This is a genomic window from Halovenus anhuiensis, from assembly GCF_037080055.1.
In the GTDB taxonomy this organism is placed as follows: domain Archaea; phylum Halobacteriota; class Halobacteria; order Halobacteriales; family Haloarculaceae; genus Halovenus.
Genome location: NZ_JBAOJI010000002.1, coordinates 382388 through 396784, shown reverse-complemented (window position 1 = coordinate 396784; position 14397 = coordinate 382388). Strand labels below are relative to the sequence as shown.

The 14397-nt window shown below is 62.9% G+C and carries 12 protein-coding genes; 4 read left to right on the top strand and 8 right to left on the bottom strand.

Annotated elements, in window-relative coordinates; genetic code table 11:
- Positions 1-44: 44 nt before the first annotated feature.
- Positions 45-662: a (d)CMP kinase gene (cmk, locus tag V8P86_RS07835; protein WP_336326697.1), complete on the top strand. Its 618-nt coding sequence runs from the start codon at positions 45-47 to the stop codon at positions 660-662.
- Here cmk and V8P86_RS07830 read toward each other — a convergent pair.
- Positions 657-2018 carry a D-aminoacyl-tRNA deacylase gene (locus V8P86_RS07830; protein ID WP_336326696.1) on the bottom strand — a complete coding sequence of 454 codons (1362 nt, stop codon included), beginning with the start codon at positions 2016-2018 and terminating at the stop codon, positions 657-659. The two genes, cmk and V8P86_RS07830, sit on opposite strands and share 6 nt — an antisense overlap.
- Before the next feature lie 246 nt (positions 2019-2264).
- Between V8P86_RS07830 and V8P86_RS07825 the strand changes: the two genes are divergently transcribed.
- Complete coding sequence (locus tag V8P86_RS07825; protein WP_336326695.1) at positions 2265-3488, top strand: ABC transporter substrate-binding protein; 1224 nt, start codon at positions 2265-2267, stop codon at positions 3486-3488.
- Here the strand turns inward: V8P86_RS07825 and V8P86_RS07820 are convergent.
- The 5 genes from V8P86_RS07820 to V8P86_RS07800 all read right to left on the bottom strand — a co-directional run bounded on the left by V8P86_RS07820 (position 3485) and on the right by V8P86_RS07800 (position 7646).
- The gene (locus V8P86_RS07820; protein ID WP_336326694.1) at positions 3485-4201 is read right to left on the bottom strand and encodes an ABC transporter ATP-binding protein; all 717 of its coding nucleotides are present in this window, start codon (positions 4199-4201) and stop codon (positions 3485-3487) included. The two genes, V8P86_RS07825 and V8P86_RS07820, sit on opposite strands and share 4 nt — an antisense overlap.
- The gene (locus tag V8P86_RS07815) at positions 4198-5019 is read right to left on the bottom strand and encodes an ABC transporter ATP-binding protein (RefSeq protein WP_336326693.1); all 822 of its coding nucleotides are present in this window, start codon (positions 5017-5019) and stop codon (positions 4198-4200) included. Before V8P86_RS07815 ends, V8P86_RS07820 begins: the two co-directional genes overlap by 4 nt.
- Positions 5019-6272, bottom strand: a complete 1254-nt coding sequence (locus tag V8P86_RS07810) for a branched-chain amino acid ABC transporter permease (protein WP_336326692.1) — start codon at positions 6270-6272, stop codon at positions 5019-5021. The genes V8P86_RS07815 and V8P86_RS07810 overlap by 1 nt, the downstream gene beginning before the upstream one ends.
- Positions 6269-7378, bottom strand: a complete 1110-nt coding sequence (locus tag V8P86_RS07805; RefSeq protein WP_336326691.1) for a branched-chain amino acid ABC transporter permease — start codon at positions 7376-7378, stop codon at positions 6269-6271. Before V8P86_RS07805 ends, V8P86_RS07810 begins: the two co-directional genes overlap by 4 nt.
- 106 nt (positions 7379-7484) lie before the next feature.
- A complete protein-coding gene (locus V8P86_RS07800) occupies positions 7485-7646 on the bottom strand; it encodes a hypothetical protein (RefSeq protein ID WP_336326690.1) in 162 nt (53 codons plus the stop codon).
- Positions 7647-8059: 413 nt separating this feature from the next.
- Here V8P86_RS07800 and leuS point away from each other — a divergent pair, with 413 nt between their 5' ends.
- On the top strand, positions 8060-10693 hold the full coding sequence (gene leuS, locus V8P86_RS07795) for a leucine--tRNA ligase (RefSeq protein WP_336326689.1): 2634 nt from the start codon (positions 8060-8062) through the stop codon (positions 10691-10693).
- A gap of 6 nt (positions 10694-10699) precedes the next feature.
- Here leuS and V8P86_RS07790 read toward each other — a convergent pair whose 3' ends face one another.
- Together V8P86_RS07790 and V8P86_RS07785 are read right to left on the bottom strand one after the other, a co-directional pair.
- The gene (locus V8P86_RS07790) at positions 10700-11320 is read right to left on the bottom strand and encodes a nitrous oxide reductase accessory protein NosL (RefSeq protein ID WP_336326688.1); all 621 of its coding nucleotides are present in this window, start codon (positions 11318-11320) and stop codon (positions 10700-10702) included.
- 75 nt (positions 11321-11395) lie between these two features.
- A complete protein-coding gene (locus V8P86_RS07785) occupies positions 11396-11995 on the bottom strand; it encodes a nitrous oxide reductase accessory protein NosL (protein ID WP_336326687.1) in 600 nt (199 codons plus the stop codon).
- A 258-nt stretch (positions 11996-12253) separates the two neighbouring features.
- On the opposite strand from V8P86_RS07785, the gene katG reads away from it, so the two are divergent.
- A complete protein-coding gene (katG, locus tag V8P86_RS07780; protein WP_336326686.1) occupies positions 12254-14386 on the top strand; it encodes a catalase/peroxidase HPI in 2133 nt (710 codons plus the stop codon).
- The last annotated feature ends 11 nt before the right edge of the window (positions 14387-14397 follow it).

Sequence of the window (14397 nt, the reverse complement as noted above, 5' to 3'; positions counted from 1 at the left end):
GTGGAGAACACCCGGCTTTTACTGTTGGCGTGTGACCGCAGGGTATGGTCGAGCAAGGTACTCAGGTGTCGCCGATCGATGCAAACCTCTTCGTGACAGTGTCGGGGCCGCCGGGCTGTGGGGCAACCTCGCTGTGTAGCCGGCTGGCGGACGCACTCGACTGTCCGTACGTCTCCGGTGGGGAGATTTTCCGCGAACTGGCCGAAGAACGGGGGATGGGGCTGACGGAACTGTCCGCGAAGGCTCAGGAGTCCGACGAAATCGACCGCGAACTGGATCGCCGCCTGCGCTCGATTGCCGAGAAGTGGGGCACATCGAGCAAGCCGTTCGTGCTGGAGTCACGGCTCGCAGGCTGGCTCGCCGGCGAACGTGCCGACCTGCGAATCTACCTCGACGCACCCGAAGAGGTGCGCAAAGATCGAATCAGCGACCGCGAGGAGACCGCAGCCGAGATGAGCGTCCGGGAGATCAACGAGGCCGGCCGCTACGAGGCCTACTACGATCTGGATCTCGACAATCGCACGTTCTACGATCTGCACATCAACACCGCCCGCTGGAGTCAGGAGGGCGTGTTCAAAATCGTCAGCGCCGCCATCGAGGGCTACAATCCCGGAAGTGACGAGGGATCGTTCCCGACGCCACCGGTCGATTTCGACCTATAACTCGAAGCTGACTTCGCGTTCGGTCTGTACTTTTTCCGGCGGAATCGTCCGACCGTCGACTTCGACAGCCTCGCCGCTAGCGAGGCGGCCGAACGCCGGCCCCTCCGAGAGTCCGAATGTTTTCGCTTTCTCGGGGTCGAACTGCTCGGTTCGAGCGACGATTCGACCGTCCTTCCGGTGGATCTCGTCGTAGCGCTCGGCGAGAATCTCGACGAGATCGTCGATGATCGCCGCGCGCTCGGCGTCGTCGGCGAGGACGACCGTCTCGGTCGGACGGGTGCCACCTTCCTCGGTCTGGAAGGCCAGCGTCCGCGCTGCGATCCGGTCGGAGGCTGCCTCGCGGTCGATGCCACTGGCTTCGTCGACCAACTCCGCCGGGAGTGAGGTTACCTCGAAATCGGTGCCTTCGTGTGACGGTACTCGGTCGCCGAAGCGAACCCCCTCCTCGATCTGTCCGAGTTCGTCTTCGATGGCCTCGACCAGATCGAGATCGACGCCATCGGTCTCGCGAACCCACGTCTCGGTGACGGCGCGGTAGCCGTATTCCTCGATAATCTCGGTGAGACGCGGCTTGTCACCCTCGACGAGTCCGTAGGCGGCCGCGCTCTGCTGGAAGGCTTCCTCGATGACAGCGGGCCTGTCTCTGTCGTCTTCGATGGCGTCGAGTCCCCAGTCGGCGGCGATGTGGCCGACCGACCAGCCAGTTTCGCGGACGATCCGTTCGAATCGCGGAGTGTAGTGGCCGCCGCCGAAACCGACGAGATGGCGGCGATCGCTGTCGACTGTCGATCCGTCGCCGGCAGGTTGATCGGAAGAAACGTCGCGAAGGTCGAGAATCGCCTTCGCAACCGCACGGCAGGCCTCGGGGTCATCCCACTGCGCTTGTGCGCTGCCGACCTCGACGAACATCGAGGGCGCGCCGACAGTCGTCGGACCGTGGTGGGTACACTCCATACCGACCTCGTAGCGCTCGGGAGCGTGCTCGCGGAGCGCGTCAAGGACGGCATCGTGGGCGTTCGGACAGGCACGGGCGAGGGCGTTGGGTTCACCGCCGTGGTCGGCCGGCCCGAAGTTGCCGGTGTGGTGAGCCGTCAGCAGCGGTCCTGTCTCGCCGCTGTGTCGGGAGGCGAAGACGAGGAGGTCCGGATCGTCGAAGATCGCTGCGGGACGGTCGAGGTGGAGGTGCCACTCCTCGAATTCACGGATGACCGCCCCGTCGGTCCGGTAGACGGTCCCGCCGCCGCCGGCGTCGGGACCGCTCTCGTCGGTGAACTGCTCCCAGTCGGCGACCGCTCGCAGTTGGTCGCCGATGTGGACAGAGGCAGAGTCGGCACGGGAGACGACGATACCGAGCATACCCGTACTCGTCGATAGGCGGGTGAAAATGTTGCTATCCAGTGGTTCGCTGCCGTCTGTCTCCGAGCACGGTACCGAAAGGAGTCCGATAGCTCAGTAAACCGAGAAGCCACAGGTTTCACCCGGAAGACAATCGTATCCAAGCAAGTCAAATTTACATATCATCTTTTCTAATGAAAATTAGCGACGGAGCGGTACAGAATACACAAACATTTAATTCGTTGGTATCGAATTGTCACAGTAGATATGACAAGACCAAGTCGACGCGATTTCCTCAAGGCGGCAGGCGCAGGCAGTGCAGTTGCTGTCGCCGGTTGTCTTTCGAGCGGTGGCGAAAACGAAATTAGCATCGGCATGCTCATGGGTGTCTCCGGGGGGTTGTCGGAACTGGGTCCGGACATCCGCGACGCAGCGATGCTGGTCACAGAACAGTTCGATGATGCCGACACGGATCTCTCGCTCGACACGCAGTTCGAGGACACCGGATCGGATGCGAGCACCGGCGTCAGCGGTGCCGAAGCGCTCGACGATGCCGGCTATCCGGCGATTGTCGGGGCACTGGCGTCGAACGTGAGCCTGCAGGTCGCAGAGGACGTGGCGATCCCGCAAAAGATTCCGATGGTGTCGCCGGCGAGCACTGCCCCAGGATACTCCGAACTTGAAGGCGATTTCACCTTCCGGACGGCAGTTCCGGACAGTTTCCAGGGTGAAGTGCTCGCACAGATCGCGGCCGAGCGACTCGACGCCGACAGTGTCGCAGCGATGGGTCAGGATGACGCCTACGGGCAGGGCCTCTCAGGTGCGTTCGTCGAATCCTTCCGAGAGGATCAGGGCGGAAGCGCATCCGAACCAGTCATCTTCGCACAGGGCGAGTCCTCCTACACCACCCAGCTGGAGAACGCGCTCGAAGACGATCCGGACGTGTTGTTGGTTGTCGGGTTCCCCGAAGACGGCGTTCGGATCTTCTCGGACTTTTACAGCGAGTTCGACTCCGACGTAGACATCCTCGTCTCGGACGGCCTGCAAGACTCCGGTCTGCCCCAGGACGTCGGCTACGATATGAGCGACGTGAGCGGGACCGCACCGATCGGCAGTGGTCCGGGAGTCGACACCTTCCAGCAGTTGTTCGCGGACAGCTACGACGAAGAGCCAGCCGGCAAACCGTTCGTCCGGCAGTCCTACGACGCTGCGGCGACGCTGGTACTCGCAGCAGCGGCAGCCGATGATCGGAGTGATGGCGTGGCGATCCGCGATCAGATCAGAAACGTCACCGAGGAACCGGGCGAGGAAGTCACGCCCGAAAGTCTCGTCGAGGGCGCAGAGATGGCCAACGACGGCGACGACATTCACTACCGCGGCGTCTCCGGCGAGATCAGCTACGACGAAAACGGTGATCAGGCCGACATTGCCTACGAGTACTTCGGCTTCACCGAGGACGGCCTCGAAGAGATCGACACGATCCAGCTCTAACCGCCGAGGAAGTCTTCTCGGACCTGCTGATCGTTCAGCAGGGCTTCGCCGGTGTCTTCGTGTCGGTTCTGTCCCTGCACGAGGACGTACCCCCGATCACAGCGGCGCAGCGCCTCTTTTGCGTTCTGTTCGACGATGAGCACCGCCGTCCCGTCGTCGTTGATGCCGTCGATCCGATCGAACATATCGTCGACGAGATCCGGCGCGAGGCCGGCACTCGGTTCGTCGAGCAAGAGCAGATCCGGATCGAGCATCAGCGCCCGGCCCATCGCGACCATCTGCTGTTGGCCACCGGACATCGAACCGGCCTTCTGCGTTTTGCGCTCTTCGAGGATCGGGAACCGATCGTAGACCGCCTGCAGTCGGTCCTGTGGCACGTCGTCGAGGATGTACGCGCCCATTTCGAGGTTCTCCTGGACGGTCAGTCCGCCGAAGACGTTCTCGTTTTGCGGGACGTAGTTGAGTCCTCGGGTGATGATCTCGCTGGGATCGAGGCCGCTGATATCCTCATCGTCGAAGATAACCTGCCCGCCCATGTGATCAGTCAGCCCGAACACCGATTTCATGACGGTCGATTTTCCCGCGCCGTTCGGGCCAACGATGGCGACGTATTCGCCGTCGTCGACCTCCATATCGACGCCGTCGAGCACCTGCAGGTCGCCGTAGCCGGCATCGAGATCCTCGACCGAGAGCTGGCCGCGTTCGTCGCTCATTGTTCGACCTCCCCACCGAGGTAGGCCTCGATGACACGCTCGTCTTGGGTGATCTGCTCGGCCGAGTCTTCGACGAGCACCTGTCCCTGGTGCATCACCACAATCGGATCACAGTTGTTCATCACCACGTCCATGTCGTGTTCGACCAGCAGGAAGGTGTGTCCGCGGTCGGAGAGTTCGTGAATCCGGTCGAGCAGTTTCTCTTCGAGTGTGGGATTGACCCCCGCCAGCGGTTCGTCCAGCAGCACCATCTCGGGGTCGGTCATGAACACCCGCGCCATCTCCAGCAGTTTGCGCTGGCCGCCCGAGAGGTTGCCGGCGTAGTCGCGGGCGAGGTGGTCGATCTCGAAAAACTCTAGGGTTTCCCAGGCCTGTTCGCGGAGTTCGGTCTCCTGTTCGGTCACCTGACCCCGGAGGCCGGGCAGCACCGAGCGGTAGAGTTTCTCGCCCTGCTGATTCTGCGGAGCGAGCATGACGTTTTCGAGGACAGTCATCTCGCTGAGTTCGCGGGCGATCTGGAAGGTCCGGAGCAGTCCCTGCTGTGCGATCTGTTCGGGTCGGAGCCGCGTGATATCGGCCCCGTCGAACCGGACTGTGCCGCCATCTGGCTGCTGGGTGCCGGTGATGCAATCGAAAGTCGTCGACTTGCCAGCCCCGTTCGGTCCGATCAGTCCGGTGATCGTCCCGCGCTCGACAGCGAAGGAAGCGCCGTCGACCGCGACGACGCCGCCGTAGGTCTTGCGCAGCGACTCGATTTCGAGGATCGTGTTTTGCTTCTCGTCAGCACTCGTCTCGGTGTTCTGTTGTGCAGTTGCCATCAGTTCTCACCTCCGCGGTCTTCGAGGTCGATGCTCGATGCGATCTCCTTGCGATCCCCGACCAGTCCCTCGGGCCGTCGCTGGATCAGATAGATCAGGAAGAGCCCGAGCAAGATGATCCGGATCGACGGGAGGTTCTCGACGGTAAAGGCCAGCAGCGGATCAAGTCCGCCGAAGGCGTCGAAGATGGTCTCGGGACTCGCCGAGGGGTTGAACTGCTGGTTGATGATCCGTTCGATGATCTCCGGCCCCTGTAGCAGGAAGGTGCCGAAGACGATGCCGCCGACGATACTCCCGAGGTTCGAGCCCGCGCCGCCGATGATCAGCGCCACGAAGATGAAAAACGTCGTCTCCGGCCGGAAGTTGTCCGGTCTGACGCCGCCGCTTTCGAGATACCACAGCGTCGCCGCCAGCCCCATCAGCGCAGCACCGAGGGTGAACGCCTTGATCTTGAACAGCCGGGTATCCTTGCCGAGCGCTCGGGCGACGGTTTCGTCCTCGCGGATCGCCTTGAGTACGCGGCCGAAGGGCGATTTGCCGAGGCGGTCGAGCAGGAGGTAGAACAATCCGATGGCGACGGCCAGCAAGAGCACGTATAGAATTGCCTCCGCGGTCGAGTCGTCGACGCCGAGCGGTGCGAACAGCGAGAAGTACAACTCACCGATCGCATTCGGCTCGGAGACGAGGCTGTACGGCTCTTCGTAGATGAAAAATTTCAGGAAATCTGGCGGTGCCTCCGGCCCGGTCGCACCGCCGAAGCCGAGATCGTAGCCGGCGAAGGTGAACTCGGAAAACTGCTGCGAGGAGAGAATACTCCGGACAATTTCGGCGAAGGCGAGTGTCACGATAGCGAGATAGTCCGCCTGGAGTCGCAACGCCGGCAGCGCGACCACCGCACCGAACGCTGCGGTGACGAGCACCGCGCCGACGATGCCGACCGGATACGGGAGCCCGATCTGCATCGTCAGAATCGACATCGTGTAGACGCCGATTGCCATGAATCCGGCGACGCCGATGTTGAACAGGCCGGCGTAACCCCACTGGAGATTCAGCGCGAGGACGACCAGCGTATAGACCGCCGCGAAAAACGAGATGCGCCGGACCGTGCTGAAGACGCCATCGACGCTGGACGTGGAAAACAGCGCAAGTGTAGTGAAAACCACGTACGTGACGACGAGGACGGTACCGAGGAGGCGACGGTCGCTGGCCATGACCCACGCCGAGAGCCGGTCGCTGGCGGACTCCGTGCTCATACGGAGGTCACCCCTCCGAAGATGCCCTGCGGACGCACCAGCAGGACGACGATCATGATCGTAAACGCGGCGAGAGTGGTGAACTCGGCAGGAATCCAGATCGTCGAGAGTTCACTTACGATACCGATGACGAGTCCGCCGGCAATCGCGCCGTAGACCGAGCCGATTCCGCCGAGGATGACGCCGGCGAAGATCACCAACAGGAGATCCCAGCCGAGCGTCAGGTCGAGAAAGCCCTGTTCCAGGGCGAGGAGATAGCCAGCAGCCCCGGTCAGCGCGCCGCCGATCAGCCAGGTGTAGAAGACGACGCGTTCGGTGGGGATCCCCGTCACCTGCGCGAGGTCCTCGTTGTCGGCCATTGCGCGCATCGCGGTGCCGAGTTTCGTATACTGCAGAAGGACGTGGACAGCAACCATCAGCATCGCCGCCCCGACGAACAGCGTCACCTCGTGGGCGTTGACCGAGACGGTGCCGGTGCCGAGCGGAATCGACACCGACGGGACTGCGGAGCTACTGACGACAGGCGGTGTCGTCGGCTGGTAGACGATCCGGATGAACTGCCGCAAGGCGAGTGCAACGCCGACGCTGGCGATCAGCAGCGCAATGCCGCTCTGGGTGCGCATCGGTCGGAAGACGACGCGGTCGATTCCGAGCGCGAGAACGGCAGCAAACGCCGACGCGGCGACGAGTCCGACGAGAATCGCAAGCGGTTCAGTCGTGATGGCGATACCGAGATCGCTCGTGATGCTGGCCGGTTCGCCGACCAGAACCAGTGCTTCGGCCGCGAACCGGCCGAGTCCGACCATCACGAACGTGACACTCCAGCCGGCGAACGCGCCTGCGGTGATCAGATCACCGTGGGCGAAGTTCGCGAACTGGAGGATACTGTAGGTCATCGCGAGCCCGATTCCTGCGAGTCCGATGGCCATCCCGAAGACGAGCCCCTCCCAGAGGAACACCCCAAGGCGGTGGGGTGGGGTGGCGCCGACGAACAGCCGCCGAAGGAGGTCGAAAAAGAACAGGAGTGCGAGCACGCCGAACAACACGAGCGGAAGTCGCTCGCGCAGCGCAGCGACGGAGAAGGCGTCAGTTTCACCCGTAGACATATATCCTGATACTCGATTACGAAGCTAAAGAGTTGGCGATACTGACCGGTATATGGTCGAACGATCACACGTTCACCGAGCAGCCGTCGAGACGAGCCTACACGAGTTAGCCCATATCCGAGAGGTGGTCTTTGATCTCCTCGTCGTGTTCGGCGAGCAGTCGCTTGACGATGTCGACCATCATGTGCGAGGGCAGTCCCTCGTGGCGCTCGATATCCGTCGTCAGTCCACCGCCGTGTGACCACAGTTGTGGGATCGATTTGAGCATCGTCCGCAACCGGCGTCTTCCCGAATCGTCGACGGTGTGACGTATCGCACGTCGTCGAATCCGCGGTCGGGTCCCTTCGCCGGGCCGGCATTCGGGTTCGAGACGATACTCGTCGTGGTGTATTCCTCGGGGAGTAACTCCGGCAGCGTCGCAACGTCGTCGGTGAGAGCGTACCCGCCCGCGCCGTAGATACTGTGAATTGGCGGCGTCGTCCCCCGGTCGTAGTCGCTCAGAGAGATGTGAACGGAACGAACACTCAGAGACTGATCCAGAGAATGTTCGGCTGTGTCGCCATGTGTGATTACGAAAAGATATATCCGTTATATAGCTACGTGTCCGTGGGAGTTGCTGGCACGACCGGCGCGGGGGCCGAACAATCATATGCCCGCCGCACGCATCTCCGACAACGACCGATGTCGAGACGCAGTTACAACAGCGCGCAGGTCCAAGAGTACTGGCAACACGCGTGGGATCGGGAAGACGTCTACGAACTGACCGAGACTGAGGATCCGACCTACGTCCTCGGAATGTTCCCGTACACCTCGGGAACACTCCACATGGGGCACGTCCGAAACTACGCGATCACGGACGCCTACGCCCGCTACCGTCGGATGTGCGGGGACGACGTACTCCATCCGATGGGCTGGGACGCCTTCGGCCTCCCCGCGGAGAACGCCGCTCACGAGCGGTACACCGATCCCGAGTCCTGGACCGACGCCTGTATCGACCAGATGCGCGAGGAGATGGAAACGCTCGGCTTCGGCTACGACTGGTCCCGCGAGATTACGACCTGTGAGCCGGAGTACTACCGCTGGAATCAGTACTTCTTCCGGAAGTTCTACGAAGAGGGGCTGGTCGAGTACAAGGCCGCCGAAGTGAACTGGTGTCCGGACTGCGAGACGGTGCTGGCCGACGCACAGGTCGTCGAACACGAGGACGGGGATCTCTGCTGGCGCTGTGACACCCCCGTCGGCCGGCGGGAACTCGACCAGTGGTTCCTCTCGATTACAGAGTACGCCGACGAACTGCTGGACGGGCTCGACGACCTGGACGGCTGGCCCGACAGCGTCCGCGAGATCCAGCGCAACTGGATCGGCAGACAGGAGGGCGTCACGGTCACCTTCGATATCGCCGGCGAGCACGACACCGACGCCGTCGACGTGTTCACGACGCGACTCGACACGATCTGTGGCGCGACCTATCTGGCCGTCTCACCGGGACACGAACTCGCCCGCGAACTCGCCGAGGACGACGACGAGATTGCCGACTATATCGAAAATGCGCGCACGGACGACGTGGCCGAGTTGTCCGGAGTCGAAACAGGCGCGACGGCAATCAATCCCGTCAGCGGCGAGGAGGTGCCGGTCTACGTCGGCGCGTACGTCCTCGACGACGTGGGGACCGGCGCGGTGATGGGCGTGCCGGCACACAACGAACGGGATCACGCCTTCGCGGGCGAACACGACCTGGCGGTCCGGCAGGTGATCGAACCCGTCGACGACCAGCACGTCGACCTCGAAACGAACCCATTCACCGGCCGGGGGATGCTCGCCGACAGCGGCGAGTACGACGGCCTCGCGAGCGCGGCGGCCCGCGAGCAGATGCTCGACGACACCGACGCCGCCGAAGAAGACGTGACCTACCGCCTGCGAGACTGGCTGATCTCCCGACAGCGCTACTGGGGCACGCCGATTCCGGTCGTCCACTGCGACGACTGCGGGCCCGTGCTGGTGCCCGAGGAGGAACTGCCGGTCGAACTACCGGAGTTCGTCCAGAGTCGCGGCAACCCGCTCGAAGAATCCGAGGAATTCGTCGAGACGACCTGTCCGGACTGCGGTGAGCAGGCAGAGCGAGAGACCGACACGATGGATACCTTCGTCGACTCCTCGTGGTACTTCCTGCGGTATCTCTCGCCGGATTTGGACGATGCACCGTTCGACGCCGAGGTAGCCGACGAGACGCTACCGGTCGACGTATACGTCGGCGGAGAGGAACACGCCGTCCTCCACCTGCTGTACATTCGGTTCTTTACACGCGCACTCGCGGATGTCGGCTTGCTCGACGCCCGCGAACCGGTCGAGCAACTCATCAACCAGGGGACGGTGCTGCACAGCGGCGAGAAGATGTCGAAGACGAAAGACAACGTCGTCAGTCCGCACGAGTACGGCGCAGAGACGACCCGACTGTTCGTGCTCTCGGCGGCCCATCCCGAGCAGGACTTCGAGTGGACCGCCCGGGACGTGAGCAGTTCCTACGACCTCCAGCAGCAACTGTACGGGATGGTCGCGGAGTTCACCGAGCGGGCCGCAGTCCGAGACGAACGCCGGCCCCACGACGAGTACGTCGCTCGCGAAATCGACCGGACCGTCGCGGCGGTGTCCGAACACTACGACCAGTTCAAATTCCACCGGGCAGTCAACGAAATCAGAACACTGGCGGCGCTGCTGGGACAGTACCGGGAGTTCGAGACCCCCCAAGCGGAGGTCTATCGGCGCGGCCTGCGCGTGCTCGCACGGCTCATCGCCCCAATCGCACCGTATCTCGGTGAAGAGATGTGGAACATGCTCCGCGGCGGCGGACTGGTCGCCCAGGCCGAGTGGCCGGAGCCCGAAACAGAAATTACACAGGGTGACGTCGAGCGCCGTATCGTCGAACAACTCCGAGACGACGTGCGGGACATCGTCGAGGTTGCCTCCATCGACGACCCCGGAGAAATCGAAGTCGTCGTCGCACCGGAGTGGAAATACACCGCCTACGACATCGCTCGGGAGGCGGACGAAACTGATGCGCTCGTGGGCAAGATCATGGAGCGGGAGTCGATGCAGGCGGTCGGCGGGCCGGCCCAGGAGTACGCGGCACAGTTACAGGACCGCCAGCAGGAACTCCGGCCGGTGCTCGGCCCCGAGGCAGAACTCGGGTTGCTCGACCGGGCGTCGTGGCTGCTGCGCGACGAGTTCGAGACGAGTGTTACGGTCAGACAGGCCGAAGAGGGCGACGAGTTCGCCGGGAAAGCCAAGCCGGGCAAGCCAGCGATTCACATCGAGTAGGTGCCATCACTGACTCGCGGAGTCGTCTGCTTCGAGGAATCGACCGCGGTACAGTGTTGCCAGTTCCATGTCGAACGCGTCGATACCGATGATATCCTCGTCACTGTAGGCGTCGAACTCCGCGACGAACTGCTCCGCGTCCGCTCGGTCTGCGAACGGCGTCGGGTTCATCATCATGATATCGTCGACGTGGTCGCTGTCGGTGACTCTGACGAACGACGCCTCCTCGACAGCGAACAACTCGCCGATTTCGTACCCCGTGACCCACGCACGTTCGATAGCCGCCTCGGGGCCGTCGAACGTCTCGGGGGTGACGTAGTACGCGGCCAGACAGCCAGACGAGCAGAAGTAGACGCGTGTCTCGTCTTCGTGGACCAGTTGTGCGTTCCACGCCGGATGCTCCGCGGCGACCATGTTGCAGACGGCACAGCCTTCCTCGTCCGGAACCGCTGTCGGTTCGGTCAGCGCCGTCGAGTCGCTGTCGGTCGAGTCTGGCTCAGCGTCGCCGTCGTCTTCCGGCGCAGCCTCGTCGTCGGTCCCGATACAGCCCGCCGCTGCGAGGACTGCACCAGCCCCGATTCCGCTGAGGACGGTTCGCCTGTCGGTCCGGAATCGATTCTGCCACATATCTGGACCTTCGCCCGGCCGCAGTCATAACTAGTCTGGTGCGCGGGCCGAAACAGGCGGCCGGGATTCTCCACGCTAGAGGGTGTTGATATTCTGGAGCGTGATATCCTCGTGATCGAGGATCGTTCCGCCGTACTCGTCGGCGAAGGAGTCTGCGTCGGATCCGTCCGAAAAGCCGATGAGCGATGCCCCCATCGCGCCCTCGACATCGCTGTCGACGACGTACTGTAACTCGACGCCGCGAGCGAAGGCGTCTGCATCGAGATGGGCACTGATGACGGCCGTACCGGCGTCTTCGACGACGGTGTAGTCGACAGTGGAGTAATCGGTCGTGTACAGGCCCGCCGGTTCGGGGCCGTCCTGTTCGTGTTCGCGGACGTACTTGTACGTACACCAGGAGCTACAGAAGTACGCACGTCCGTCTTCGCGGTCGTCCGGGAGGTCCGTCGGCTGGTCGTCGAGATAGTACGCCTGTCCCGCCGGCCCGGGATGGTCGGCGACGACCATCTGACAGTTATCACACGCCTGCCCCCTCTCGATGGAAACCGGCGCTGGAACCTCGGCGTCCTCAGATCCACCCAGACAGCCTGCAACTGCCACGACACCGCCTGCTGTGGCCCATCTGAGATACCGTCGTCGCGAGAGTGGTCCAGTTGATCGGTGCCAGCGGCTCATACACTCAGCAAGGACAGCCAAACGCAAAGATAATCTGGTCCAGTCGTCGAAATCGTGCTGGTCGAATCCTTCGAGATGGCGATGGTGACACAGACAGGAATCGTCGAGAGTCACGGTGCCGAAACAGTACCACCAACGAACGAGCACCGCACGTATGCCCGAAGAATATTCACACATTCGATAGATAACTTAGGTCACAGCGAAGATTTCCTCTCCCATACGACAACATTAACACGCCAAAGCAACAATGCTCTGGTGATGAGCAAGAGCAACCAAGACTGGTGGCCGAACCGATTAGATCTGGCCGCTCTCGACCAGAACACCCGTGATGCTGGACCGCTCGGCGAGGGGTTCGACTACGCTGAGGAGTTTCAGTCGCTGGATTACGAGCAGGTGAAAGAGGACCTCGAAGAGCTCATGACCGAGTCTCAGGAGTGGTGGCCGGCCGATTACGGCCACTACGGACCGCTTTTCATCCGGATGGCCTGGCACAGCGCCGGCACCTACCGGACCACCGACGGCCGCGGGGGTGCCTCCGGTGGCACACAGCGGTTCGCGCCGCTTGGCAGCTGGCCGGACAACGCCAACCTCGACAAGGCCCGCCGCCTGCTGTGGCCGGTCAAACAGAAGTACGGCAAGAAACTCTCGTGGGCAGATCTGATCGTTCTCGCTGGGAATGTCGCAATGGAGTCGATGGGCTTCGATACCTTCGGCTTCGCGGGCGGCCGCGAGGACGAGTTCGAGCCCGACGAGTCCGTCGACTGGGGGCCCGAAAACGAGATGGAAAGCTGGGACCGCTTCGACGAAGACGACGAACTCGAAGACCACCTCGGCGCGACCGTCATGGGCCTCATCTACGTCAATCCCGAGGGGCCGGAAGGCGAACCCGACCCCGAGTGGTCGGCCCAGCGCATCCGCCAGTCGTTCGACCGGATGGCGATGAACGACAAGGAGACCGCAGCGCTGATCGCTGGCGGTCACACCTTCGGCAAGGTCCACGGTGCCGACGACCCCGACGAACACGTCGGTCCCGAGCCCGCAGCCGCCCCCATCGAGAACATGGGGCTGGGCTGGGAGAGCGACTACGGCTCCGGCAAGGGTGACGACACCATCACCAGCGGGATCGAAGGGCCGTGGAACTCCACGCCGACGATGTGGGACACCTCCTACCTCGACAACCTCCTCAACTACGAGTGGGAGCCAGAGAAAGGCCCCGGCGGTGCCTGGCAGTGGACACCGGTCGACGATGGCGTCGAAAACGCGCCGGAAGCGCACGGCGACGGCGAGCAGACGCCGATGATGCTGACGACGGACGTAGCGCTGAAGAAAGATCCCGACTACCGCGAGGTCATCGAGGAGTTCCAGAACGACCCGATGGAGTTCCTCGACTCCTTCTCGAAGGCCTGGTACAAGCTGATCCACCGCGACATGGGCCCGCCGGAGCGGTTCCTCGGCCCCGAAGTGCCCGAGGAGACGATGATCTGGCAGGATCCGCTGCCGGACCGGGACTTCCAGCCAGTCGGCGACGACGCGGCCGAACTGCTCAAAGAGGAACTGCTCGATTCCGATCTCTCCCGGTCACAGCTGGTCAAAACCGCCTGGGCCGCCGCCTTCACCTACCGCGACAGCGACAAACGCGGCGGTGCGAACGGCGCTCGGATCCGATTCGAGCCACAGCGGAGCTGGGAAGTCAACGAGCCAGCCGAGCTGGAGGAAGCCCTCGAAACCTACGAAGCGATTCAGGCGGAGTTCAACGACTCCCGCGAGGACGGCACCCGCGTCTCACTCGCTGATCTGATCGTGCTGGGCGGCAACGCGGCCATCGAGGCGGCCGCAGCCGAGGCCGGCTACGACATCGACGTGCCTTTCGAGTCGGGTCGAGTCGACGCCGAAGAAGAGTGGACCGACGAGGAGTCCTTCGAGGCACTCAAGCCGAAAGTCGACGGCTTCCGCAACTACGTCGGCGAGGGTGACTTCGACCGGAAACTCGAAGAACTACTCGTCGACAAGTCCGACCTGCTCGATCTCACGCCCGAAGAGATGACCGTGCTGGTCGGCGGCATGCGCACTCTCGGCGCGACCTACCAGGACAGCGACCTCGGTGTCCTCACGGACGACACCGACACGCTGGACAACGACTTCTTCACGAATCTGCTCGGCATGGACACCAGATGGGAGCAGTCCGACGAGTCCGAGCACGTCTACGAGGGCTACGACCGCGAGACGGGTGACCTCGAGTGGGAGGGGACCCGCTTCGATCTCATCTTCGGCTCACACGACCGACTGCGTGCGCTGTCGGAGGTCTACGCCAGCGACGAAGAACAGTTCGTCGAGGACTTCGTCGAGACGTGGCACAAAGTGATGACGCTGGATCGCTTCGACCTCGACTGATCGACGAGGCA